Origin of the sequence: Mesorhizobium sp. M0618, from assembly GCF_040320765.1 — a bacterium.
Taxonomy (GTDB): domain Bacteria; phylum Pseudomonadota; class Alphaproteobacteria; order Rhizobiales; family Rhizobiaceae; genus Mesorhizobium.
On sequence record NZ_JAMYQH010000037.1, the window covers coordinates 34,498 to 58,861 of the forward strand.

Below are 24,364 nucleotides of genomic sequence, written 5' to 3' on the forward strand. Positions count from 1 at the left end.
CTTTGCGGCGCAGGTTCGTAAACGTCGCTCTTACGGTCTGAACGCGATACGAACCGTCGGTTCATTGGTCTAGCTAGGCTAGTGGAAGATAAATGGCGGCCTACTTTGCGTCATTACAATCTCAGCCTGCGCGATCTGGAGAGACGGTGGCCGAGCGCGGTCTGAGCGTGGACCATTCCACCGCGCATCACCAAGATGTGAGCTACGGCGATCGCCGTAGCAAGGTGAGCCGGCGGCGACGCCATTCGACGAACGCGACCGTTAACGGCGGCACGCGAGAATTGGCATCGCATGAGGTTATCGGCGCTGCTTGGGCGGTTGCCTGATAGCGCTGGCCAGGCGGAATCAGGGCGTCCGCCGTAGGCCAACGAGAGTCGAGGAGGCGCCGCATAGCGTGATCACGGAGATTGTCGATCCACGAAAGCAGTGGCTTTAGGTCGCTATTCGCCGTACTGGCGCTCCAGCGCGTTGGCAATTCGCTCGCAAAGCAATTCTAAGGTCACGACTGTGAGGTGGAGACCGGAGGCGAACTCCGTGTGTATCAACTAGGGTAATGACAATACCGCGGTCAGAGTACTCGGCGTAGGTCAAAAACATCGTTGATGGTGAAGTCTGGTATTTCACGAAGCCTCTTGGGGCGCTCATCCACCGGGTTCTCCTCCCCAAATTAGTGGCTTTCCGGGCAGGCCGAGCCTCATTCGCTGGAGTTCGGCGTAGCTCTCGGCAACGGGTTGAGCGTTGAATTAAATGTCGAGCCACTTTGCCATTTTCGACGACCTGGACAATCCACTGGCCGTCGACATTTTTCAATCGCACGTCATTCGGTTCGCCGGCAACCATATCCATCATCCGTTTCAGCCATCAAGAATGAGCAATGACAGTGGAAGTCCCAAGCCGCTGTATCGCTCTGTAGACAAACAATCTTCCCCCGGCGTGATATTCAAACCTAGATTTTCTCACAGCACGTGGTCGCTACTTCGATGGCAATCCATTCAATTCAGTCAGAATGCTCCACGCTCTACGCGACCTATCGTCGTCTTCACCGAAGTCGGCATCGACCACCTTCGGCATATCCTCGACGAGCGCAGGGCTGTGGGTCACGCACCGCCGAAACCACACCGCAGAAAACCGTCGCCCGAAATCATAGCCACCGCGGCCCTGGCCGAATGGTTACGTCTAAACCGCAATCCTTGGCCTTCCCGAGGCGACCGCCACCACATGTGCCTCGATGAATAAGCGCTGGCTTTCGACCGTGGAGACGCGGAATTCGGTGGTGACGTCGATCTCGGCGCTGTCGGTGCCTGCATCCCTGGCGCGCTCTGCAACGATGGCGCGGACATCGGCCTCGGCCGCTGCGATCGCCGCAGCCTCATCGAGGAAATCGCGAACCTTTCCGCCAGAAGCAAGCCGGAACAGCCCTTCCTTGGGTTGGCTGACCTGTGCTTCGGCCGACACCCGCACTTGGCCGACAACGGCGCCGAGCGCATTGGCGACGTCGGTATCCTCCGGCACCACGCAGTCATTGCCGACCAGTTCGGCTAGGCCGGCATAGTGCAGCGGCGCCGAGGCGCCGAGGCCGATGACCGGACGGTCGAGCGCGACGCCCAGGCGGGCGATGCCGGGATGGCCGTCGACGGCACGCTGCACCAGCGCGTGGGCCACCGTCGCCGCGCCGTCGAGCCCGTCTTCGGCAAAGGCAGTCTCCAAGATGTATTCGGCCGACCAGCGCGTCAGGGTTACCAGCACCCGTTCCGACAGTGCTTCCGGCGAAGGAGCTATGGGCTGGCCGCGACCGTCACGCTTGCGGGCGAACAGTTCTGCGCCGAGACGAGCCGCGATCGGATCCCAGTTCGCCTGCTTGCCCAGCACATGGGCGGCGTCTGACGGCGTGAACCCGGCGACATGCACCAGCCCGCGCGACACCAGCCGGTCGAGCGTCGCATTCTGGGCATTCGAGGTGAGCAGTTTGTCGAGAGCGACGGCCACAGCACCGATCGCCTCGTAGAGCCGCGCTTCCGGAGCGGTGAGGCCGGCGGCAAGCCTGTCCGGCACGCCGGTGCGCACCGCGAAGCGGCCGTCCATGCGGCCGGGGTTGGGCGCGCGCAGCTGACGTTCCAGTTCGACGGTCACCGCTCCGCCATGCGCCATGCCGGCCAGCGCCAGCGGCACGAGCCGGCGTGGCCCGAGCAAAATATTCGGGATGAGCGCGCCGTCCTCCAGCTTCACTTCCGAATCGCCGCCAAGGCCGAAAGTGCGCATGGCGACGGCCTCGACCATGGTGCGGAAGCCGCCGACGGTGGCCCCTTCCACGTCGAGCCGCGGCCGGCCCTTGTCGAGCACGGCGACATCGGTGGTGGTGCCGCCAATGTCGGACACGACGGCGTTGTCGAGCCCGGTCATGTGGCGGGCGCCGACCAGGCTGGCGGCCGGGCCGGAGAGGATGGTCTCGATCGGCCGTTGGCGGGCAAACGCCGCCGAGACCAGCGCGCCGTCCCCGCGCACCACCATCAGGGGTGCTGCGATTTTGCGCCGCTTGAGAAAGCCTTCGGTCGCCGCCACCAGCCGGTCGATCATCGAGATCAGCCTGGCGTTCAGCAGCGTCGTCAGCGCCCGGCGCGGACCGCCAAGCTTGGCCGACAACTCGTAGCTGGCGGTGACCGGCAGACCGGTCTTCTCGCGGATCAGCTTGAGGGCGGCCACCTCATGCGCCGGATTGCGGGTGGCGAAATAGGAGCAGACGGCAAAACCCGATACCGACGCGCCGAGTTCCGGCAAGGCCGCTTCGAGACCGGACAGGTCGAGCCCAGCGGTGTTGCCGTGGACATCGTGGCCACCGGGGCAGAACACCACCGGATCGGTGCCAAGCGCCGCCTTGAGCCCGTCGCGGGCGAGATCGGCCTCGGAGAAGCCGATCATGACCAGCGCCACCCGACCGCCCTGGCCCTCGACCAGCGCATTTGTGGCCAGCGTCGTTGACATCGACACCAGTTTTATAGCGGCTGGATCGGTGCGGGCCTTCTGCAGCACAGCGTCGACCGCTCCGGAAATGCCTACGGCGAGATCGTGCCTGGTGGTCAGCGCCTTGGCTTTGGCCAGCACCTTGCCCTTGTTCGGCCCGTGCTGCGGGCCTTCGGTTTCAGACCACAGCACGGCATCGGTGTAGGTGCCGCCGGTGTCGATCCCGAGGAACAGCGGCTTTGGCTTAGTCTTGGCTCTCATTGATGGCGGTTCGGCTGACGTCTGTCTGTTTCACGCCACAGCCGATGCGGAGCGACCTGCGCCTGCAAGAGCGCGAGGGTCGACACCATCGTGCGGCTCAAGGGCGGGCCAGGATGATCCTGGCGAGCTAGCGCCCCTGTCGCAACCCGTTCGAAGTCGCCAACGCACCACTATGGCTGCGGCTTCGTCAGCTTGGCCCGATACTCCTCGTCCAAGATGGCGGGCAGTGATATCTTCTTGGTTCGCGCGCCGTCGACGGAGATCATTTCACCGCTGACGAAACTGGAATCCTCACTCGCCAGCCATAGGACCGCATTGGCTATCTCCTTTGGAGCGCCAATCCTTCCCACCGGGTGAAGTTGCCCCAATTCCCGCTCGATCAAGCTTCGGTCCGGGTGCATCTCGACATAGGCCCGATTCAGCTCGGTATCGATCCAACCGGGGCAAACGGTATTGCACCGAATACCATCCGGCCCGAGGTCAACTGCCAGTCCCAGCGTAAGGCCGTGCACGCCGGCCTTGGTGGCCGCGTAGGCAGTATGCCATGGGTTGACCATATAGCCCTCGACCGACCCGATGTTGACGATCGTGCCCGAGCCGATACGCCTCATTTCCGGGACCACATACTTGGCCATCAAAAACGGGCCGCGGAGGTTGACCGCCATAAGCCTGTCCCAATCCTCGGCACTCTGTTCGTCAATGGACTTATGCATGACTACGCCGGCATTGTTGACCAGGATGTCGATCCTGCCGAACTTCTGCAGGACCTCGTCCACGAATGTGCGTATTGAGACCTCTTTTTTGACGTCAAGAGACATAAAGGTCAGCCTCTCGACGCCGCCGGACTCGGCGGAGCGCTTGTCAAGAAAATCGCCGACGACAACCATGGCGTCTTCATCAGCGAGCCTCTCAGCAATTGCACGCCCTATGCCTCGATTGCCACCGGTGACGATGGCGACTTTGCCTGATAGCCGACTACCCAAGAATTCCTCCTATCCTGCCGTGAAGCCGCCATCTATTGGAACAGCAACCCCCGTGATGTGCCTGGCTTCCTCGCTCGCGAGGAAAAGCGTCAGACTTGCGATATCCTTCGGCGTCGCCACGCGACCTTGAGGTATTGAATCGATGTTCCTCTGGAGGACCTCGTCGGCAGTAACCGGCTGGCTGTGGGCCGACACAAGCATGGGCGTATCCACGGCGCCAGGGCAGACCGCATTGATGCTGATTTGCTCTTTGGCGTGATCGAGCGCCATGGCTCGTGTCAACAGAACGACGGCGCCCTTCGACGCGCAATAGGCAGCCAGCCCGGGACAGCCAACCAACCCCACATTCGAGGCTATGTTGACAATGCTGCCGCCGCCGCTTTTCCTCATGGCCTTCACCGCGGCGCGGCTGAAGTAGAACACACCGCTGACATTGGCGTCGAAAGTCTGGCGCCAATCGTCATCCGTGGTATCGACGGCGCTTCCACGCCGGATGATCCCGGCGCTATTCACCAGGACGTCGACCTTTCCGAACCGCTCTACGCTGGAATTAACCACGTGGTCGGCGAAGGCCGAGTCAGCGACATCGCCGAGCATCAATTCGGCCGGACAATCGAGTTTCTGAACCGACTCCAAGGCTCTTTTGCCCCGCTCCCGATCCCGGCCGACCAAGACGAGTGACGCCCCTGTCGCGGCGAAGGCCTCTACAACGGCCTCCCCTATTCCCGACGTCGCGCCAGTAACGATAACCACCTTCTTGGAATCCGTCATAGTTTAAATTGCCCAGTAAAAGTGATGAGGCTTGGCGGTTAATTCCGGCGGCCTGCTTGGTGATCTATGCCGGCATACGGCCTGTTCGCAAGCGTCCAAAAAGTCATGCGGCGGACAAGCTGAAGTCATGACCGCGTTGGACGTCGATGGCGATTCCATGGCAGCCAGGCCTCAGGAGAGATCAGAGACAGATATGGCGTTGGGGCCGGCTCCGACCGAGGTGAAACTGATCCGTAAACATGGTCATGACCCTTGGTTATCCGGCCCACTACTAATACTCATTTGAAGTTCGATCAGGCGCCGTCTAGTATTCCTACATCGCAGCTTGGCAGGCATTGCAAGCACGACGTACTAGGGCTCAATAAAGGATAACACATCCGTTTCGTCAGGCTCGGATGGCTCAGGATGCCTTGCGCGCGCGGAGGGGAACGAAGTCACGCCGAGCGGAATGTCGCAGTGCCGTTGAGCGCTTTTTACTTGGGGGCCGTCGACTTGCCTGAGCCGCCCTTGCCGACAACAACGCGAAAGGGTTAAACGGAAAATCCAGCAGGCAATCTCGCACATGGATTGGGTCACGGTTATTGGCTACTTCGCAGCTCTATGCTCGATGACCAGCTTTACCCCGCAAGTCTGGAAGATCATCAAAACCCGGGACACGAGCAGCATTTCAGCACCGATGTACGGCATCTACGTGCTGGGACTTGCGTTCTGGCTGATCTTCGGAATTCTGAAGAACGAATGGCCCCTTATCATCACCAACGGAGTGTGCCTGGTGCTTTCGGCCTTCATTCTCGTCATGACGCTCCTTCCTCGCGCGAAGAAGGATGCCGTCGCGGACGTTCTTGACCCGGCCACCTCAAGCACCGAGCGGTCGGTCGGGCGATCTCGTTTGGCCGATCCAAAGATGAAACGGTCGAAATGAGGCGCATCGCAACCTTCAATGTGAATGGCGTCAATGGCCGGCTTCCCGTGCTCCTGAAGTGGCTCAGTGAAACCGACGACGACATTGTCTGCTTGCAGGCGTCGAAGACGTCGGAGCGGGTATGTCCGGCAGCCGTGCCTAATGATCTTGGCCTTCATACCGCCGGTTTGGAAGCGTCCAAGGAGTTATTCGATGGCAAGCCTGAAGTTATGGCGCTGGACATCGATAACGGCCTCGCGCAGCCTTTTACGCCCCTTGGACATGGTCATGACTCCTGGTTATGCGGCCGGCCAACTAATACTCATTTGAAGTGCGGTGCGCCGCTGCCTATAGCTCACGACCGTAGCATTTCTGCGGGGCTAATCAGCAGCATAGCTGCAACGAGTACGAGGGCTCTATGACGAATTCCAAATTGGGATCACGAGGTCCGGATGAACTCGTACTCCACGACAACTGGAGCGACTTGCGGCAGTTTCGACCAATGCCGGATATCGACTTTAAAAGGCTCGATGGATACCGGAAAGAGCGGTTAAGAGCGGCAATGCGCCAAGCTGATGTCGCAATGTGTGTCCTGGTGAGCCCCATTACCATTCGCTATGCGGTGGACTACAATGCATACCCTTTGTTTCAGTCGCATATTCCCGTCACATACCTCTTTTTGCCTCTTGATGGGCCAATCACCCTTCATCAGGGTATTGGCAACGCGTGCTCTGCAGACCGTGTAAGGCACGGAAGGCCTATTTCGTTTTTTGAAGGAGGCAACGAAGTGGCGGACGGCGCCAGGCTCCTCGCCGACGACATCGTTGGGTTCCTAAGCGAAATCGGTACCGCCAATCGCAAAGTGGCGGTGGAGTATGTGAACCCGAGCATAACCCAGGCTTTGCTGCAGCGCGGTCTAGAGGTAATTGATGCGGTGGACATCGTGGAAGGGGCGCGGGTCATTAAATCGGATGACGAGATAGCGTGTATTCGCTGGGCCTGCGCCGTCGCCGAGCACGGCATTGCGCACATGCAGGAGAGCATGGGGCCAGGCGTAACGGAAGTGCAGCTTTGGGGACTTCTCAACTACACCAACCTCGCCAACCAGGGCGGCTGGCATGAGGGACGAATGTTAGCTTCCGGGCCGCGAATTAATCCGTGGCTCCAGGAAGCCACCCAACGAGTCATCGAGGAGGGAGACCTGGTGGGATTTGACACCGATATGGTCGGGCCATTTGGGTATTTCTGTGATGTTTCACGGACATTCTACTACGGAAAGAACCCGCCTAGTGCGCGCCAGCGCCAACTGTACCAACTGGCGTATGACGAATTGCAGACCAACATGAAGCTTATCCGACCAGGCGTCAGCATGAAGGATCTGCAAGCTTCAGCTTGGCCAGTGCCCGACGAATTTCGGGAGCAGGCTTACCCCTGCGTTATCCACGGAGTTGGGATGTGCGATGAATATCCGCAAGTCAAACCATCATTCCGTGGTGCGGTAGCGTACGACGCGACACTCGAAGCAGGCATGGTAATATGTGTTGAAAGCTATATTGGCGCCGTCGGCGAACGAGACGGAGTGAAGCTTGAGGAGCAATTGCTCCTTACGTCCGACGGCTACGAGTTGCTTTCGAACTATCCTTTTGACGAACGTCTCCTGAGTTAGGACCTGGTTCGACTCCCAATCGCGTGAATCAACGGCCATGCGGCAAAACTCACGAAGGCAAGGCTACGCCAATGATCTACGACTGCGGCACTACGGACCGACCGAGGAAATGAAGGACAGGAGGCGAGCGGTTGCTCGGGATAGCGTGCCGCTTTTCGAAAATACGGAGATTAAACTAATCGGCTTCTGGACCTCGGAGGAACGAGGGGGGGGGACAAGAGCTCATGTATCGCAAAATCTTGATCGCGGGGGATAACGGCACCGTTGCGTTCCAACTGAGCGACGCTTTTGTCAATGAAGGCGCGAACGTCATGTCCGATGGACACGATCGAGGACGCTCTCGACGTGATCATGATAGAGCGCAATTCGCATCACAGACGGTCAAATCTCGCTTCCACCGGGCCCGGCCTTGGTTTGGAGATCGTCGAGGCAATGTTCTGTTATCAACCTGCTCGGCAGAGAGCAACGAAGGAGCAAGCCATGCCCGTAATCCATATCGAAACGTTCAAGTCTGATGACGATAAGAAAGCACAATTGGTGGCTGAGATCACAAAGCTGTTCTGTGACAAGATGAACTTAAGGCCAGAACAAATCCATGTGGTGTTCGATGAGTATGAGCCTAACAACTGGGCGACCGGCGGCAAGCTTTGGTCCAGGATGTGATGGGGCCGGCTATCTCTGCGACCTGCGGGTTAATCTATTTCCGGTGAGGAGATGTTGGGGCAAAGGGCGAATTCGTCTTAAAGTGCGCCCGGGACGCGCGGTAGTGCTGGAAAGGTCGTCCTGAATGCCTTGCGCCCGCGAACGTTCTTGCGCGTGGTGGCCGTGGCTTTACTTAATGGCTGCGGATTTGCCTGAGCCGCTTCTGCCGCGACAACCGCCCGAAAGCTCAGCCGGAAGACCAGCAGGCTGGCTCAGCGAAACCGACTGCGACATCGTCTGTTAGCAGAAGCTGAAGACGTCGGAGCGGGTCTCCGGCGGGCCAACGAAAAATGATCTGAGTCTTCATCGATAACCTTGGAGCGCCTTGAGCACCACACATCCATGAAAGGAAGTGCCATGATCCTCATCACCGGAGCCTCGGGCCAGTTGGCATCGCAGATCGTGGCACGGGCGCGGCAGAAGTGCATTGCGATTCTCACCGGCAGCAGAGCAGCCACTGCTGACCGGCACATAGACTTCGACAGACCTGAAGCGCTTGACTTCGCCGGGGTTGAGACCATGTTGCTGACTTCGGCCGGCTCTGCCGAAGACGATAGCGTGATGCGTCGGCATGGTGTCGTTCTGGCTGCTGCCCGCGCGCAGCGGGTGAAGCACGTCGTTTATACGAGTCACCTGTGCTAGCGATCATCTCGGCTTTGCCCTGGCTCATCGCTGGACCGAGCGCTAGCTTCGGGCAAGCCGCATGTGCTGGACCATCCTTCGCAACGGTCTCTATGCAGAACTGATTGGCGCTCTCGCCGCGCCGCGCGGCGGGGTGATTGCCACGCCATTTGGCGAGGGTCGGATTTCCGCAGTCGCAAGAGCGGATCTGGCCGAAGCGGCGCTTGCTGTGCTGGGCGATCCGGCTAGCCATGCCGGCCGCTGCTACGAGTTGTCGGGAGCTATCGCATTTTCGATCCCGGATCTCGCGCAGAAGATAGCAGCCACTTATGAGCCGAGCAGCTTTGGGGAGGAGCGCGCGCGGCTTTCGTCCCTGCCAACTGTTCGCCTTCCAGCCGCCGATGCTGATGTCCATTTCGTCCGCCGCGGCGGCCGGATTCCTGGAAACACATGCAACAGATCTGATGGAGCTGGTGCCTATGCCGCTAGACGCGCTAGAGATTGCCTGCGCCGTCGCTCGGCAAGCGGCACAAATGGGTCGCGTCCCGACGTTTCAAGGAGTTAATCGAGTGGGGGTGTAAGCGGGGCATTTTACCGGTAGTCAGGCTTGAGCGGTTTACCTAACGGTCCGGGAGGGGCGATATCGGATAGTTCGATCTCGTAGCCCACGCGACAATTGATTTCAACACTATATGTCCCACGGCTCGGCACTGCTTCGCTGCCCAGGCCGATAAGGAGGATCTTCATTGATTTCAGACAGCCAATTGCTTGCTCATCGCGAGTCTGCACTCGAAGAGACGAGGGTTGGCGCGCCTTCCATCCCATTGAACCCATTCTTTGGCGTGGGACCTATAACCGACGCGACGACCGACGAGGTCGACAGCCGGCTGCGCCGCTACGAGTTTGATCGCTGGATCGAGAGCACCTATCGCAAATTCGACGACACCGGAAAAGACGTCGGAGCGTTCACCACGGCGGAACTGTCGCGGAGCATGCATCGCGGTTATCCGGCCGACAAGATCCTTCTGGACATGATGCGGGCGATCCATCGCTACTTCGAGTTCCCGAAGTCGAACCGCATCGCCGTGGGCCTTGGTGGCGGCCATAGCGGTTATACGGTCTGCGTCCAGCATCTCCTGAACGCGAATGACCCGAACCAGCGCGTTTACGTCGACACGCCGCGCCCCGAAGGCAGGCGATGCCGACACCTCGGGCTTCTTCCGCCAGTCGTGGGCGACCCAGCTCATCAAAATGCACCGCTTTGCCGAGAAGGGCGACGAGAGCCGCATCCATTTCGCTCGGAAGGAAGGCGAGATCCCATCTGCCAAGACTCTTGCCGACCTCGGCATTTCTGTCTTCGTCGGCGTCGGTCACGAGACGACGGGCGCGAACTCCTACACCAACGAGGAAATCCACGAACTCTTGACCTGGCTGGACGGTGATCCGGAAAACCGGCACGCCGTCTTTGACGCCACCTCCATGCTCGGTGCGATGCCATGGTCGCCCGAGACTGTACGGGCAGTCATGGCCAAGTGCTGCCTCTTCATGCCGTTCCAGAAGGCGATCGGCGGCGTCTCCGGCTATTTCGTCGCTGCCTTCACGCCGGCGGCCCTCGCCCTCATCGAGCGCAACCAGAGCAATCCATGCTGGGCCATTCCGCGCCAGCTGAAAATCGCGCCGCCGCTCGATCCCAAACAGCCGCTCAGCAGCAAGCGGTCCGTCGATGCCGGCCCGTTCTACGACGCGCAGGAAGATCGGATGCTCGGCGGCGTCATCAACACCTACAGCGCACTCGCCTTTGCCGAAACGACGTTCGGCCTCTTGCAGACCGAGCGGCGTATCGGTTCCGTTATCGAGCTCAACAAGCGCTCGGCCGCCAATCGCGAGGTCGTCAACGAATGGGTCGACCGCAACCCATTGTTCAGCCTCGTCGTCAGCGAGGAAGAGCGACGCGGCGCCGCCGTCACGCTCCTGAAGGTCAATGACGGTGCCATCTCATCGTCGGACCTGCACGCCCGCATTATCGCGCGCTCGAAGCAGTTGCTCGGCTACGAGGGCATCACCCATCCGAACGGCGAGCACGAGAGGGGTCTCGATGCCGCCCGCTATGTCAACGCCTTCCCCGGGATGCCCGGCGATTATCGCGCCTGGGTCGGCGGCATTCGTGAGCCGTCCGACATCACGGCGCTGCTCGAAAACCTGAAATACGCCTATCTCCGCGCCAAGATCGTAGTGCTGGAGGAAGAGCTGGAACGGCACGGGAGCAAGGTCGACTATGCCCTGTCCAGCGCCGATGCCGGCGAAGGCGTGCGTGAAGGGACTGTCAAAGTGCTGATTGCCGACGCCATCGGCCTGCGCTTCGGTGCTGATGGGCGCCTCGATCATAGCGAGCTTGCCGCCTATATCGGCGAGAAGGGCGGGGTTTTCCACGAGACCTCGATCAAGGCGGCGAATACGGCCGACGACGGCCGGATTCATTTCTTCTACCAGCCGCACCTCAGTACCGCCGATGAAATTCTCGCCGAAGCCGGCGACGGCCGATACGATGCGGTCATCGCCGCCGCCACCTTCATTCCCGCCGGCGCAAAGTTCCGTCTCGGCGGCGTGCGCATCGGCACTGGAACCGGCAACATGGGGTCCACCTCATGGGGCGGGACAAACGGGGAGCACGGAGAAGCACCACTCATGAACACCCCCGGCATCAACAGCCGCGCGACGGCGCAGATGGCTATCAAAGCTCTGCTCAAGGTCATGCCCGACCTTCCGGTCGACGCGCTGCACGACAGGGTCGTGAAAGGCGACTTCGACACCGGCAAGAACCTTGCAGAATATCCGACCGAAAAGCTCGAAGGCAAACGGATAGCGATCCTCGGCTATGGCGATATCGGCCGGGAACTAGGCCGGATCGCCAAAGCCTTCCATATGAATGTTGTGATTTATGCCCGTCCGGCGCATCGCGACAATATCCTTGCCGAAGGTTACGACTATGCGGAAACGCCTGTCGCCGCCGCCAGCGGCGCGGATGTACTCTCCGTGCATCTCGGCCTCGGCCGGCAGGATCTGGCCACGGGCGCCTTCTCAAATGCCGGGCTGATCGATCGCAGCGTCCTCACCGCGCTCAACGATCGAGCCGTGCTTCTCAACTACGATCGCGGCGAACTCGTTGACGTTGCCGCGCTCGACGAAGTGCTCTCGTCGGGCAAGGTCCGGCATGCCGCCATCGACGCGGATATCTTCAAGGGTGCCGAAGGCGTGACCGGCCCGATGAAGCCCTATCTTTCGCTGCTGCCGAAGCATGCCGACAAGCTGGAGCTTCTCCCGCATGCGGCCGCCGACCCGGGTCGCCGGCACCAAGCAGGCTGTCGACCAGCTGGTCGATGCGATACGCTATCGTTTGGTCACCAACCTCAAGGGTGATCTTCCGGGCGGATACATCTCCAATGGATCTAAATCGCCGGTCGGAATCGCCCAGGTTACACGTAGCGACGTCGCTCGACTGGCCGAAAATACCGAATTGCTTGCGGAACTTCGGACCGCGAGCGAAGCGATTACCTCTGTGATCGGCGCGCTCAGTGCGATCAATGATGCCGCTCATCGCGAACGCGTTGTCGATCGTTACCGCGCTTTACTGGCCACGAGCATCTTGAAGCAAAAGCTGCTGTTGGATGGTGCCGGGCTCATCGCCCCGCCGGCAAAGCTTTAATCAGCCTACGCAACGTCTGGCTTGATTAATACCAAGCCAGATTTTTCAACATTGGAGGGAATGCTTTCGGAGAGGCGATGGGTTGAAAGGCTGACCTCCTGAGCACCGGCGGCCCCAAGGCGGGAGTCAAGGTGAAGAGCGTCGCCAAACTGGTCGACAAGCTCAAGAACGAGGCCGGAGTATTGTAAGCCCGTGCCCCCGAAAGGTGCAGACTTTCGGGACAGGATCACGGGCACAAGGAATTTGAAGGAAGCGAAGAATGGCAATTCTCCTCATCGCCGAATACGATACCCAGACTCTGTCGGATCAGGCCGCCAAGGCGCTGTCGGCGGCATCGAAGATCGGCGCGGACGTGGACGTGCTGGTCGCCGGTAACGGCGCCAGGGCTGCCGCGGACGCCGCCGCGAAACTCGCGGGCGTGCGCAAGGTGTTGCTCGCGGAAGCCGCCGAGCTGGAATACCGGCTGGCCGAACCGCTGGCGGCAACCATCGTTTCGCTCGCCGGCGGCTACGACACGGCCATCGCGCCGGCGACGACCTTCGGCAAGACGTGATGCCGCGACTCGCGGCCCTGCTCGACGTGATGCAGCTGTCGGCGATCATCGAGGTGGTCACGCCCGACACGTTCAAGCGTCCGATCTATCCCGGCAACGCAATACAGACGGTGCAGTCGACCGACGCCAAGAGGGTGATTACAGGGCACGGACCGCAAGGTGGCGCCCTCTACATCGCCTGCGGCGTATCCGGCGCCATCCAGCATCCTGCCGGCAAGAAGGATCGGAAGGTCATTGTCGCCTTCAACAGGGACGGGAGGCGCCGATCTTCGAGGTCGCCGACTACGTCCTCATCGGCGACTTCTTCCTCATACTCCCAGAACTCGAAAAGGCAATATGATCAGTGACATCAGGCAACAAAAGAGCAAACGATTTGAAGAACGGCATTCGCGGAATCGTATTTTCTTTGGCAATTTGCACAGCGCTATTAGGGATAATTATGGCTATATTATATTAAGTAATTCTACACGGACAATTCTTATTCGGAGTATACTTATTTAGATCGAGGGCATCCTAAATAAAACAAAGGGAGAAAAAGTGAGATTTGGCTCAAGCGGTGCGACTGATGCCCTCAGATAAACGGTGTCTGCGGCCTCGGCGTCGAGATGCAGATCGCCGATTTCACCGCGCGCTCTATAGACGTTGCCGTGCCAGCGGTACAACTTGATGCGGTCGAACGTGCCGGCCATTCCGATACCGGCCTTGCGGTCATGGTGCTGGAGTGCTCGCTGCCGGGTCCGATCATTTCGGCAAGGCAGTCCACAAAAGCGGCCTGCCTAATGGCGTCAGCGCATGGCTGGTTCTTTGGGGCTCTGAAGCGATCATTGCCGTATCGACCAAACGGCAACTTAATCCGTGCTCGCCGATGCCGGGCGTCGTCTCGGCGCTTTCGGTTGCCGCCGGTCAGGCTGTGAAGGCCGGTGATGTGCTGCTTTCCATCGAAGCGATGAAGATGGAGACGGCGCTCATGCCGAGCGCGACGGGACGGTCGCCGAGGTGCTGGTCAAGGCCGGCGATCATATCGTGCCAAGGATCTGCTCGTTTTTGTTGAGGCTGCACGCCCATTACTTTGGAAGCTCTCGGACTCCCACATAACCTGTCCCAATCTCCGTCCAATCGCTAAGAACCTTACGGCTCCATCCACCGGAAGCAGGGTCCAGCGTTCGAAATAGCTTGGCCAAGGCCAAGTGTCCCTCGGCTATTGTTCGCCATGGGCAGCGCCTGGCATTCCGACGTCACGCAGGCACATCTGTTGGGGCATCGTCCTTTCTCCTGTTCCGCTCAGTATGGGCACGACTTGCCCCATAGTTTTTCTCTCTTAGGGCGACGCCGCGGAACGACGACTGAAATGAGGAGAGCCCGAGGCCAGAACGGCAAGAAGGCTGGCTAGGAAGACACCGAACGCAGGGTCAGGTTTTACAAATGCTTCGGTTAGTCGTGGCACATCTCTCATCAGTACAACCCTACCGCCGAAATAAATAGTCGAAACGATTATCGCCATTTCCCTCGTGCTGCCGCGTTCAACCGCTGCCGCCAAGACCTGCCTTGTCCGCTCCGCGATTCTCGCTCCGAGCTGCCCAAACCTGATCTGTTGTACTGGAATGCTTCGCCGATTAAAGGTGTGGAAACAAACTGCCGTCGAAGATCTGATCGAGGTTCTTTGCGACATAATCGGGAGCGCCGTTCTCGTCTTGACGCAACTCGCCGCGGTTGTTGAGGCCAGTGGTTACCAGAAGTGCGTCGAGCCCGGCCGCCTTTGCGCCCTTGATATCAGTATCAACCTGATCGCCGATCATCAAAAGACGGTCGGTACCGGCCCGGGCGACGCACTCTTCGAAAATCGCTCTTCCTGGCTTGCCCATAAACTCTACTGAGATTGGAGGGGCTCCGAATGGCGCTAGTCCTGCCTGAAGCATTGGCCCTATTATGCTTGGTCCAAAGACGAGTGAGCCGTTCTTGCTAGGATAAATGATGTCCGCGTTCACCGCTATGATATCGGGCATTTCGCCCGTCTCGACCAGTTTGCGTTGAAAGGTGGACAGGATGTGATCGGCAGCCCGTTTAAAATCGAAACCTTCATCATCGAGCACTACGAGTGTGTCGAATGTCTCGGCCGTGTCAGCGCAATGAAGATTTGGATGCTTGCCGAAGATCTCGTGCGCAGCGTGTGCACTGCCCACATACGAAACTAGCCGCCCGGCCGCCAGCTCTTCGAGCACGCTATGTCGCGCAACACCTCCCGCGGACACGATACGGTCGACCGCCGGAATCGGAAGTCCCGCGCAGCGGAGACGTGCGAATATCGTTTCATCCGATCCACTGCTGATATTCGTCACGATGTAGTATGGCTGACCGGACATATTAAGCCGGGCCAAGATATCAGCAGCACCGGGGAGCGCTTCATTTTCGCTGATCAGGACCCCCATCGCGTCGAAAAGTATCGCGTCATAGCAATCTGCCAGTGTCTGAGGAGGACGCTCGAGCGTTGGTGGGCTGTCGAGGGCCGTGGTCAGAGCACAGGCCGACTCCGTCCCTGGCTGAACCGCACGCGTCTTGAACGGCGCAAAGTAGCCTTGATAAGCCTCTTGCAACGGTCTGATGCGCCAGTCGTCGCGTGTGATCTTGCCGCGGCAGTGTCGGGCGCCACACTTACAGCCGGAAAAGCCGCCTGCCGGAGATCCGGTCATTGCGTAATCAGGAGCTCGACGGGCCCCTCCTTGCTCGCAACGATATGTTGCATCGCCACAAGCGTGAGTGCATCAGATAGGCCGACAGTCGGTTCACAGCTATGATTGATTGCTCCGATCCGTGAGATCTCATCAGCGTTTTCGGGGCAAACGTACAAGCGCGGGTGAGCCTGATGGCCGAACCTGCCCACCTTCGCCACATAGGCATCGATAGAATCGGCTGGAACAAGGCGGCCACCGAACCGTCCAATGATTTCGCCCTTGCGGACGGACCTTATCGCGAAAAGGCCATGTCCTGTGGGGTCAACGCTGCGTTGCATCCTGACAACTCCTGGCCCATTTGCGCGCTGGGGCAGAATCTCCTGCCGGCAGTTGGACACGAAAGGACACACTTGCAGTATGTTCGAGTAGATCAGCCGCCTCTGTTGAGTATCATTGGTCATGACATCATCCCTGAACAAGCTCTCTGTCACGCACACTTATTGCGTCGGGGGTATGCTGGCCTCGCACGTCTCGCTGTAAGCCCACGCCAGCCACTCGCATAAAATCGACAAGTCATCTGCCTCAACCGTAGGCCCCGCCCATATCCGGAATCCCGGTGGCGCGTCACCGTAGCTCCAGATGTCAAAAGCCGCGTCTTCGGCTTCTAGCAGACGGATCATCCCCGCAATGATTTTACCGTCATCCTCTTTCGCGCCGGCAGCGAGCTGCTCTCGTACAAGCCGAAGAGTAATTGAACAGGTGGAGCGTGCTGCCGGATTAGTGCAAGTCCAATCAATCCAAGGAGTAGAGTTTACCCAGTCGGCCATCACAGCATAGTTATTGGCAACCCTGTTCAGAAGCGCGGGTAGTCCGCCGCACGCTTCGGCCCAGTCGAGCGCAGAGTGGATATCCTCGACGGCGAACATGCTGGGGGTCGAGATCGTCCGGCCGACAAAGAACGCTTTGTTCACAGATCCGTCGGGGTTGTGCAGTCTCATGAGCCTGGCTACGGGCTTACGGCCGCTGGCTTTCAGCCGTGCCTGGGCTCGAGGCGAGAGCGCGATCATGCCGTGGCCGCCTTCGCCGCCAAGCGCCTTCTGCCACGACCAGCACAGAACATCGATCCGATCGAAGTCGATGTGCCTGGTAAATGCTGCCGAGACGGCATCTGCGATCACAAGCCCGGCACGGTCAGGAAGAATCCAGTCAAGATCCGGTGGACAAACGCCGCTGCTGGTGCCGTTTAGCACTAGAACGATGTCGTGATTGGGGTCGATCCCGCTAGTGCTCGGAAAATCTCCGTAAGCACAAATGTGCCGGCTTTGGGGGGCAAGCGCCAACGTGTCGATCTCATTTGCCCAATACTGCGAGAAGCTGTCTGACAAGAATGTCTCGACTGGAAAAGGGCCGAGTAGATTTTGCAAGGCCATGCTGCAGGCCCCAGTGCCCGAACCGGGCACGATACCGCAGAGCCAGCTATCAGGCAGCTCCAGCAAAGAGGCCATGCGCCTGATTACCCCTCCTAGCCTTTCTGCTCCCTCGGAGCTCCGGTGACTTCGTCCAACATGGCGCAGCATAGTTGGGTGCACGCTCCAACCAGGATGTTTACGGCAAGGGCCTGACGCAAACCGCGGATCCGACGGGAGGACCGATGGTTTCACGACCGCATTTGGGAGAGTCATGGCTTCCTCCAAATTGGGAAAAAGGGGCACCTCAACGGAGATATCTGCGATCAGGCGATATCCTGCGCCATCAGCGCCGACAGCTTTTCATTGGCAAAACTCATCCGTTCATCGGCGCGGAGGTCCGAAAGGCGCCTGATAATCGCGGCGTCAGACAATGCCCCGCCTTCACGTAGCTTTTGAACATAGGACGGATGGATAAAGTTTGAGCCCGCGAATTGATATGCCGCGCTGCTACCCCAGCCATACCGTTTGCGAAGCGGACCGAAGTGACGCAGGACGTGCTCGAGGAGTGCCCGTTCCTTGGATGTTTCGAGGCGAGTGAGAATCGGTAGGAGCTGCTCACTAGCCGTATTTCCTGCCCCGCGGCCCATGCCGCCCATGGTGCAGTCTATCCAGGTCGCTCCCGCCATCGCGGCGGCCACTGAATTGACCAGTGCATATCCGCGGTTGTCATGGCCGTGGAATCCAATGTCAGGCTCAATTCGATCCGCAAACCGGCCGATAAATTCCTGAACGCGAGTCGGCTTCATAGAGCCAAAGGAATCGGCAATATAAAGCACGTCGATGGTGTCGATCTGCTTTACCTCCTTTAGGCACATCTCAACTTCTGCAGCATTTGCTGCATCGATCTGCATGAGATTCAAAAACACACGGAAGCCCCTGTGAGACAACTCAGCGCAAATGTTCCGGCAAGCAGCCAAGTTGCTGTAATGCGCCGCCACGCGGACGGTCGTGATATGCCCTGGCACTAGTCCTTCTGTCAGGCGGAGCACGGCAAGGGGTATAGGCAGTTCGCTCGCAATCACATCCTTGGCATCGATCATCACGCATGCCTTGACCAGGAGACCAGCAGCCACCTGTTCGGCCTTAGAGCTCGTCACACTGGCGAAATATCCGTGGCTCTCAGGCTTTCCGGCGAGCCCCAGCTCGACCATGCGCACTGGGAGAGTGTTGATAGTAGCGACATAGTCCGACACCAGTTCCGGCGCGAAATCCCAATTTGTGTAGTAGCCACCGTCGCGCAAGGTGCAATCTAGGAAGTTCATTTCGTCTGGCATTGTGTCTAACATTGCCTAGCCTCCTCCAAATACCGCCACAACATCGAAGCATCCTGCATCAGCTCGCGGCGTAGCCCCCATCGACATAGAGAATCTCGCCTGTTACGAACGATGCAGCTGGGCTCGCGAGGAAAATATAAGGCCCGAAATATTCGGACAAATTGCCGCGGCGTCGCATCGGAGTGAGTTCCATTGCGCGGCGCTGATAAGGGCTATCGAGATTAGGATGCACCCCATCCATGAAGTTGTTGATGAATCCAGGTGCGACTGCGTTTACACGAATACCCTTGTTGGCCCATTCTACCGCCATGGTGCGAGTCAGTTGATTGACGCCACCCTTGCTCGCAGCATAGACAGTCAGGCCCGGTATGCCGAGCGAACTGGCGACCGAAGAAGTCATGATGATGCTGCCGCCGCTTTGATCCAGCATTGCTTGGGCGGCAAACTTGGCACAATAGTAGTAGCCACGCAGATTGGTATCGAGAATTTCGTCCCATTCCAGCTCTTCATATGAATGCGCTGGCTTAATGATGTCGGTACCTGCGTTGCAGACCATCACATCGATCTGCCCAAACCGGTCGACCGTGCTACTGATTAGTGCCTTGCAATCGTCGTGCGACCGCACATCAGCGCGGATAGCCGTCACGTTGATCCCTTGGCCCGCAAGTTCGGCCTCTGCTTCGGTCAGCTCTTCAATATTGTGCGAGGAAAGGACTATCTTGGCACCCAACCGTCCAAAGCAGGTGGCGAGCGACTTCCCTAGACCGCGGCTCGAGCCTGAAATGCAGACTACCTTACCATCAACTCCGAAGAGCTCCTGGTATCCTTCTGCGCCAATTGCAGAATTATGCGTTGTATCAGACATGATATATTACCCAATCCAGCTATGATTCTGGCCTTAGTTCAAGTCATGGTCATCGTTGTGCAGGCAATATTAGCGTGATGCAGATCGCAAGAGCGGCGATGCTTGCGACAGTAAAGTAAACACCTTGGAAAGGCCCAACGCTGTTTTGAAGATAGCCGCCCGTGAATTCCCAAATGTTACGCCAAACCCTAGAGAGATGTTGGCGATCGCGAATATACTCGTGGCGTTTTCAGGCCTGGCCGTCTTGCTGATGTAGGCCGGGATTAAGCCACAGACTGCATAGGAGGCCAGACCGGAGCAAATTGCCGCCAGCTGTAGCATCAACGCATTGTCCTGAAGCGCGATGAACGCGCCACCCGCAATGAGCACACCATAGGAGAAGAAGACATTGCGATGCTCCTCCGTCGTCCCAGTCTGGCTCATCTCGAACTTCACAACCGCCATCGGCAGGCTGACGACAAGGCGCTCCTTGAATGAAGCTTCAAGCCGGTAAATTCGGCCACCATCCGTCGCTTTGCCGGCTTCTCCAATCTTCACCGTGGCGCGACCTGCCCCGAAAAGACGCGTGCCAAGGTCAAAGTCGCCCTCAATGCATTGGTTTTCCGGCACAAGCCGTGTACGAGTGATGTGAACTCCACTTGGTTCAAGCTTTCGGACAGCACTGCGAGGGTTGAGGATCATACCTCTCGCGGTCGCCTCCTGCTGTTCTACCGCGTTGCAGGCCTCGAGAGCGCAGATACCCGGATCCCCCGAGACCCGCTCCACGTTAGCAATGCTGGACATGTTGAGGAGTCCATAAGGCCCGCTCAGAAGGGCGTGGTCCTCAGCTGTAAAGTGCCGCGGCACCAGCCGTGTGGCAATAAATGTACTTAGCGCTTCCATATCGCGGAACATTGCCTCGTGCAGGCCAATCCAGGCGCGCGTGAGATAGAGATCAACCGTTTCGGCATAACCAAAGGCGCGCTGAAACTCAGGACGCGCGTCGACTCCCTCAGCCGCGTCAACCACCTCTTTGGAATTCATTTCATACCAGTAACCCGAGGCGCGCTGTGAAAGATCGACTACCTTGAATTGATCGCGCACTGTCAGGCGCGGCGTCGGCCGGTTGGCGGAGTAATTTTCAAGCGTCAGAAGACCAGACGGGAAAGTGAGCTCCTGCTCAGGATGATCGCGAATACACGCATGTGCGATTGAACGGCCGAGATCGATGACGGTTCTGTTTGCGTTGGCTTCGTTCACGCGACGGCTCCAGTGCGACGAATTGTTCAGACGGTTGCACTCAGCCCACCATCGATGACGATCAGGGCGCCGCTGACATAGGCCGCGCGGGCGCTGGCCAAGAATGCAGCAACTGCTGCGAATTCCGAGGGATCACCGAGGCGTCGGGCCGGGGTCCTATCCTCGAGCGCACGGATGGCTTCGGCGTGGTCGCCGAGGCGATTGGCTTCGTGAATCGCGGTGCTGTGTGCTCCAGGAGCGAGTACGTTTACGGTGATGCTCTCCCCCGACAATTCTTGTACGAGCGTGTGGCAGTAGGGCACTAGCCCTGCTCGTGCGACACCCGACAGCGCGAAATGTACTGGGGTCCGTACAATAGCCTCTGAAGCGAGCATCAATATTCGCCCCGCCCGCGAGCGCCGCAGATACGGCAAGGCAGCCGTAACCAAATTTATCGAAGGTAAAAGCACTCGGTCAAACGCATCGTCGAAATCCTTAGGCGTCATGGCCGAGGGTGGCCCGGCAGAAACGCCGCCGCAATTCGTCACCAAGATGTCGATACACCGAAAATGCTCTGCTGTTTCGGCGACCCAAGCTGCTGCATCCGCGTAGTCAGTTACATCGGTCGCGCGCGCCAGCACTTCGGCGCCTTTGCTGCGCAACCGATCCGCTGCTCTTTCTAGCCGCCCCGGATCCCGCCCACAGATGGACAGGCGGCAGCCTTCGTTGGCTAACTCCTCAGCTGTGGCCAAACCTAAGCCGCTGGAGGCGGCCGCGAGCATTGCCACCTTGCCGTCAAGCCCTAAATCCATTTTTTACCCCCAATTAATATCACCACGCTTCTTGGCACCGTTGCAGAAAGCCAAGCATGTACCGTGCCAAACGAAAACATCCGCTCAAAACAGGAGGATAGCTCTGCTGATAAAACTTCGGCTTGCTTTAGCCGTGCATGATGGTGAGACAAATGTACGGAATCCGACGTGACTCTGTCGTCTTTCCGATAGGTGATCGGTCGCCTTCCGGTTCTGAAGACAGCATTGGGTAAGGAACTTAGAGCTTTTGCCGCAGGCGAATTAGTCATGTACAATATGGGCCGCGGCGGGCCCGCTCGACCGTTACCAAGCCTCGCCGCGGCAGTATCACGAAACTGTCGAGCCATTCGAATACGCCAAGGGCGATCTTCTGCGTCGCGTGCAGCATCATGGCTTCGTCTCCATTCTTGGCCGCACCATGCGTTTGTGCAGGGCCTTCGCAGGAAGGTCCGTCGCCTTCAGGCCAACCGCCACAGACGCGTCTTCGACGCCTGGTTCAGACAACAGAAAATAGAAACCATCGACCTCAATGCCTTGGGGCGATAGCATGCAAAACTGTGCGCGATGTCCTCGCACACTTGTTCGCGGTGTCCCGGTCCAAACACGCAGGAGGCGTGGTAGAGCCATTTCGAATGGGTGAAGAATCGAAGAATCTGACCCACAACTCTTTCGGCTTGATGGGAAGGCGGCGGAGGGAGCGACGTATGGAAGCATCGGGAAGCGACTTCATCTACTACGGTGAAGTCGTCAGGGTGCAGGTTTCGGACCGAGGCACTATGCCTTCGTCAGCTTGGCCCGATACTCCTCGTCCAAGATGGCGGGCAGTGATATCTTCTTGGTTCGCGCGCCGTCGACGGAGATCATTTCACCGCTGACGAAACTGGAATCCTCACTCGCCAGCCATAGGACCGCATTGGCTATCTCCTTTGGAGCGCCAATCCTTCCCACCGGGTGAAGTTGCCCCAATTCCCGCTCGATCAAGCTTCGGTCCGGGTGCATCTCGACATAGGCCCGATTCAGCTCGGTATCGATCCAACCGGGGCAAACGGTATTGCACCGAATACCATCCGGCCCGAGGTCAACTGCCAGTCCCAGCGTAAGGCCGTGCACGCCGGCCTTGGTGGCCGCGTAGGCAGTATGCCATGGGTTGACCATATAGCCCTCGACCGACCCGATGTTGACGATCGTGCCCGAGCCGATACGCCTCATTTCCGGGACCACATACTTGGCCATCAAAAACGGGCCGCGGAGGTTGACCGCCATAAGCCTGTCCCAATCCTCGGCACTCTGTTCGTCAATGGACTTATGCATGACTACGCCGGCATTGTTGACCAGGATGTCGATCCTGCCGAACTTCTGCAGGACCTCGTCCACGAATGTGCGTATTGAGACCTCTTTTTTGACGTCAAGAGACATAAAGGTCAGCCTCTCGACGCCGCCGGACTCGGCGGAGCGCTTGTCAAGAAAATCGCCGACGACAACCATGGCGTCTTCATCAGCGAGCCTCTCAGCAATTGCACGCCCTATGCCTCGATTGCCACCGGTGACGATGGCGACTTTGCCTGATAGCCGACTACCCAAGAATTCCTCCTATCCTGCCGTGAAGCCGCCATCTATTGGAACAGCAACCCCCGTGATGTGCCTGGCTTCCTCGCTCGCGAGGAAAAGCGTCAGACTTGCGATATCCTTCGGCGTCGCCACGCGACCTTGAGGTATTGAATCGATGTTCCTCTGGAGGACCTCGTCGGCAGTAACCGGCTGGCTGTGGGCCGACACAAGCATGGGCGTATCCACGGCGCCAGGGCAGACCGCATTGATGCTGATTTGCTCTTTGGCGTGATCGAGCGCCATGGCTCGTGTCAACAGAACGACGGCGCCCTTCGACGCGCAATAGGCAGCCAGCCCGGGACAGCCAACCAACCCCACATTCGAGGCTATGTTGACAATGCTGCCGCCGCCGCTTTTCCTCATGGCCTTCACCGCGGCGCGGCTGAAGTAGAACACACCGCTGACATTGGCGTCGAAAGTCTGGCGCCAATCGTCATCCGTGGTATCGACGGCGCTTCCACGCCGGATGATCCCGGCGCTATTCACCAGGACGTCGACCTTTCCGAACCGCTCTACGCTGGAATTAACCACGTGGTCGGCGAAGGCCGAGTCAGCGACATCGCCGAGCATCAATTCGGCCGGACAATCGAGTTTCTGAACCGACTCCAAGGCTCTTTTGCCCCGCTCCCGATCCCGGCCGACCAAGACGAGTGACGCCCCTGTCGCGGCGAAGGCCTCTGCGATGGCCTCCCCTATCCCCGACGTCGCGCCAGTAACGATAACCACCTTCTTGGAATGCGTCATAGTTTAAATTGCCCAGTAAAAGTGATGAGGCTTGGCGGTTAATTCCGGCGGCCTGCTTGGTGATCTATGCCCGCATACCGCTAGTTCTCTCCTTTTTAAGCGACCAAAAAACCATGGAGCTGACAAGCTGAAGTTTGGCGTGCCTTGGACATCGGTGACGGCCTCGTGGCAGCTTTTGCATGCCCTCTGCAAAGATCAGAAAAGGGATCTATCGTTGGCGATTCGAACGGCCCAATGTATCCGCGAAGGGCCACATCGGAGTTCCTAATATGGAACATCATCTTCTGCGACATGCGCAAATCAAATAGCCAGCGGGTGACATGGAACATCGACTCTACAAAATCCTGCAGAACACCATGGTTTTTCACTTACATGAAACCAGTGTTTTACAGCGCCCAGCGTATCCTTGGCCACTGTCTGTTTGTTCGTACCATCGAGGATATCAACCACGGGTATTTCGTCAAAATTTCCGGGTTTCGCGCGCAGCTTGTCGTCCAGTCTCCCTCGAGGTCTTTGGGCATGATTACACGCCCGCGCAACGATATTGGTATCTTCTTAGTTTGTAGCATGGAGAACCGTCTTTGAC

At 58.6% G+C, this 24,364-nt stretch carries 18 protein-coding genes and 4 pseudogenes; 9 read left to right on the plus strand and 13 right to left on the minus strand.

All coding sequences use genetic code 11. The features are described 5' to 3' along the window. Positions 1-1,176: 1,176 nt before the first annotated feature. From NKJ04_RS29125 to NKJ04_RS29135, 3 genes are all read right to left on the minus strand, one after another. Positions 1,177-3,219: a hydantoinase/oxoprolinase N-terminal domain-containing protein gene (locus NKJ04_RS29125; protein WP_352678840.1), complete on the minus strand. Its 2,043-nt coding sequence runs from the start codon at positions 3,217-3,219 to the stop codon at positions 1,177-1,179. A 170-nt stretch (positions 3,220-3,389) separates the two neighbouring features. Continuing rightward, positions 3,390-4,202: an SDR family NAD(P)-dependent oxidoreductase gene (locus NKJ04_RS29130; protein ID WP_352678843.1), complete on the minus strand. Its 813-nt coding sequence runs from the start codon at positions 4,200-4,202 to the stop codon at positions 3,390-3,392. A gap of 9 nt (positions 4,203-4,211) precedes the next feature. After that, positions 4,212-4,973 carry an SDR family NAD(P)-dependent oxidoreductase gene (locus NKJ04_RS29135; RefSeq protein ID WP_352678845.1) on the minus strand — a complete coding sequence of 254 codons (762 nt, stop codon included), beginning with the start codon at positions 4,971-4,973 and terminating at the stop codon, positions 4,212-4,214. A gap of 562 nt (positions 4,974-5,535) precedes the next feature. On the opposite strand from NKJ04_RS29135, the gene NKJ04_RS29140 reads away from it, so the two are divergent. The 8 genes and pseudogenes from NKJ04_RS29140 (at position 5,536) to NKJ04_RS29175 (ending at position 13,459) form a co-directional block, all read left to right on the plus strand. Beyond that, the gene (locus tag NKJ04_RS29140) at positions 5,536-5,895 is read left to right on the plus strand and encodes a SemiSWEET family sugar transporter (RefSeq protein WP_352678848.1); all 360 of its coding nucleotides are present in this window, start codon (positions 5,536-5,538) and stop codon (positions 5,893-5,895) included. Beyond that, a complete protein-coding gene (locus NKJ04_RS33750) occupies positions 5,892-6,296 on the plus strand; it encodes a hypothetical protein (RefSeq protein WP_502897980.1) in 405 nt (134 codons plus the stop codon). The genes NKJ04_RS29140 and NKJ04_RS33750 overlap by 4 nt, the downstream gene beginning before the upstream one ends. Continuing rightward, entirely contained in the window at positions 6,293-7,540 is a 1,248-nt protein-coding gene (locus tag NKJ04_RS29150; RefSeq protein WP_352678850.1) for a M24 family metallopeptidase, read from the plus strand. The genes NKJ04_RS33750 and NKJ04_RS29150 overlap by 4 nt, the downstream gene beginning before the upstream one ends. Positions 7,541-7,858: 318 nt before the next feature. Next, positions 7,859-8,203: a tautomerase family protein gene (locus NKJ04_RS29155; protein ID WP_352678853.1), complete on the plus strand. Its 345-nt coding sequence runs from the start codon at positions 7,859-7,861 to the stop codon at positions 8,201-8,203. 396 nt (positions 8,204-8,599) lie between these two features. Continuing rightward, positions 8,600-8,884, plus strand: a complete 285-nt coding sequence (locus tag NKJ04_RS29160) for a Rossmann-fold NAD(P)-binding domain-containing protein (protein WP_352678855.1) — start codon at positions 8,600-8,602, stop codon at positions 8,882-8,884. 725 nt (positions 8,885-9,609) lie between these two features. Continuing rightward, positions 9,610-12,566, plus strand: a pseudogene (locus NKJ04_RS29165) (NAD(P)-dependent oxidoreductase). Between the two features lie 110 nt (positions 12,567-12,676). After that, a pseudogene (locus tag NKJ04_RS29170) lies at positions 12,677-12,754 on the plus strand (electron transfer flavoprotein subunit beta/FixA family protein); the annotation flags it as partial. Between the two features lie 71 nt (positions 12,755-12,825). After that, positions 12,826-13,459, plus strand: a pseudogene (locus NKJ04_RS29175) (electron transfer flavoprotein subunit alpha). A 157-nt stretch (positions 13,460-13,616) separates the two neighbouring features. On the opposite strand, the gene NKJ04_RS29180 reads toward NKJ04_RS29175, so the two are convergent. Beyond that, positions 13,617-13,808, minus strand: a complete 192-nt coding sequence (locus tag NKJ04_RS29180) for a hypothetical protein (protein WP_352678858.1) — start codon at positions 13,806-13,808, stop codon at positions 13,617-13,619. A 170-nt stretch (positions 13,809-13,978) separates the two neighbouring features. Between NKJ04_RS29180 and NKJ04_RS29185 the strand changes: the two are divergent. Beyond that, positions 13,979-14,162: pseudogene (locus NKJ04_RS29185) on the plus strand (biotin/lipoyl-containing protein); the annotation flags it as partial. Positions 14,163-14,732: 570 nt separating this feature from the next. Here NKJ04_RS29185 and NKJ04_RS29190 read toward each other — a convergent pair. The 9 genes from NKJ04_RS29190 to NKJ04_RS29230 all read right to left on the minus strand — a co-directional run bounded on the left by NKJ04_RS29190 (position 14,733) and on the right by NKJ04_RS29230 (position 24,146). Then, complete coding sequence (locus NKJ04_RS29190) at positions 14,733-15,806, minus strand: HAD-IIA family hydrolase (RefSeq protein ID WP_352678863.1); 1,074 nt, start codon at positions 15,804-15,806, stop codon at positions 14,733-14,735. 479 nt (positions 15,807-16,285) lie between these two features. Next, positions 16,286-17,293 carry a PLP-dependent aminotransferase family protein gene (locus NKJ04_RS29195; protein ID WP_352678865.1) on the minus strand — a complete coding sequence of 336 codons (1,008 nt, stop codon included), beginning with the start codon at positions 17,291-17,293 and terminating at the stop codon, positions 16,286-16,288. Positions 17,294-17,520: 227 nt separating this feature from the next. Next, complete coding sequence (locus NKJ04_RS29200) at positions 17,521-18,543, minus strand: hydroxymethylglutaryl-CoA lyase-like TIM-barrel protein (protein ID WP_352678868.1); 1,023 nt, start codon at positions 18,541-18,543, stop codon at positions 17,521-17,523. Between the two features lie 46 nt (positions 18,544-18,589). Beyond that, entirely contained in the window at positions 18,590-19,396 is an 807-nt protein-coding gene (locus tag NKJ04_RS29205) for an SDR family NAD(P)-dependent oxidoreductase (protein ID WP_352678871.1), read from the minus strand. 69 nt (positions 19,397-19,465) lie between these two features. Then, complete coding sequence (locus NKJ04_RS29210) at positions 19,466-20,635, minus strand: family 3 encapsulin nanocompartment shell protein (protein WP_352678873.1); 1,170 nt, start codon at positions 20,633-20,635, stop codon at positions 19,466-19,468. 26 nt (positions 20,636-20,661) lie between these two features. Beyond that, positions 20,662-21,426: an SDR family oxidoreductase gene (locus NKJ04_RS29215; RefSeq protein ID WP_352678875.1), complete on the minus strand. Its 765-nt coding sequence runs from the start codon at positions 21,424-21,426 to the stop codon at positions 20,662-20,664. A 774-nt stretch (positions 21,427-22,200) separates the two neighbouring features. Then, positions 22,201-23,007 carry an SDR family NAD(P)-dependent oxidoreductase gene (locus NKJ04_RS29220; protein ID WP_352678877.1) on the minus strand — a complete coding sequence of 269 codons (807 nt, stop codon included), beginning with the start codon at positions 23,005-23,007 and terminating at the stop codon, positions 22,201-22,203. Positions 23,008-23,016: 9 nt separating this feature from the next. Then, entirely contained in the window at positions 23,017-23,778 is a 762-nt protein-coding gene (locus tag NKJ04_RS29225) for an SDR family NAD(P)-dependent oxidoreductase (RefSeq protein WP_352678879.1), read from the minus strand. A 95-nt stretch (positions 23,779-23,873) separates the two neighbouring features. Further along, positions 23,874-24,146 (minus strand): 2-oxoglutarate and iron-dependent oxygenase domain-containing protein, encoded by a 273-nt coding sequence (locus tag NKJ04_RS29230; protein WP_352678882.1) that lies wholly within the window; start codon positions 24,144-24,146, stop codon positions 23,874-23,876. Between the last annotated feature and the right edge of the window lie 218 nt (positions 24,147-24,364).

Coding starts and splice junctions, on each gene's coding strand:
- NKJ04_RS29180 (WP_352678858.1), bottom strand. CDS start 13,808: ATGGCCGGCACGTTCGACCGCATCAAGTTGTACCGCTGGCACGGCAAC.
- NKJ04_RS29140 (WP_352678848.1), top strand. CDS start 5,536: ATGGATTGGGTCACGGTTATTGGCTACTTCGCAGCTCTATGCTCGATG.
- NKJ04_RS29155 (WP_352678853.1), top strand. CDS start 7,859: ATGGACACGATCGAGGACGCTCTCGACGTGATCATGATAGAGCGCAAT.
- NKJ04_RS29195 (WP_352678865.1), bottom strand. CDS start 17,293: ATGGCCTCTTTGCTGGAGCTGCCTGATAGCTGGCTCTGCGGTATCGTG.
- NKJ04_RS29205 (WP_352678871.1), bottom strand. CDS start 19,396: ATGTCTGATACAACGCATAATTCTGCAATTGGCGCAGAAGGATACCAG.
- NKJ04_RS29125 (WP_352678840.1), bottom strand. CDS start 3,219: ATGAGAGCCAAGACTAAGCCAAAGCCGCTGTTCCTCGGGATCGACACC.
- NKJ04_RS29190 (WP_352678863.1), bottom strand. CDS start 15,806: ATGACCGGATCTCCGGCAGGCGGCTTTTCCGGCTGTAAGTGTGGCGCC.
- NKJ04_RS29135 (WP_352678845.1), bottom strand. CDS start 4,973: ATGACGGATTCCAAGAAGGTGGTTATCGTTACTGGCGCGACGTCGGGA.
- NKJ04_RS29160 (WP_352678855.1), top strand. CDS start 8,600: ATGATCCTCATCACCGGAGCCTCGGGCCAGTTGGCATCGCAGATCGTG.
- NKJ04_RS29200 (WP_352678868.1), bottom strand. CDS start 18,543: ATGTTAGACACAATGCCAGACGAAATGAACTTCCTAGATTGCACCTTG.
- NKJ04_RS29150 (WP_352678850.1), top strand. CDS start 6,293: ATGACGAATTCCAAATTGGGATCACGAGGTCCGGATGAACTCGTACTC.
- NKJ04_RS33750 (WP_502897980.1), top strand. CDS start 5,892: ATGAGGCGCATCGCAACCTTCAATGTGAATGGCGTCAATGGCCGGCTT.
- NKJ04_RS29215 (WP_352678875.1), bottom strand. CDS start 21,426: ATGGATTTAGGGCTTGACGGCAAGGTGGCAATGCTCGCGGCCGCCTCC.
- NKJ04_RS29225 (WP_352678879.1), bottom strand. CDS start 23,778: ATGACGCATTCCAAGAAGGTGGTTATCGTTACTGGCGCGACGTCGGGG.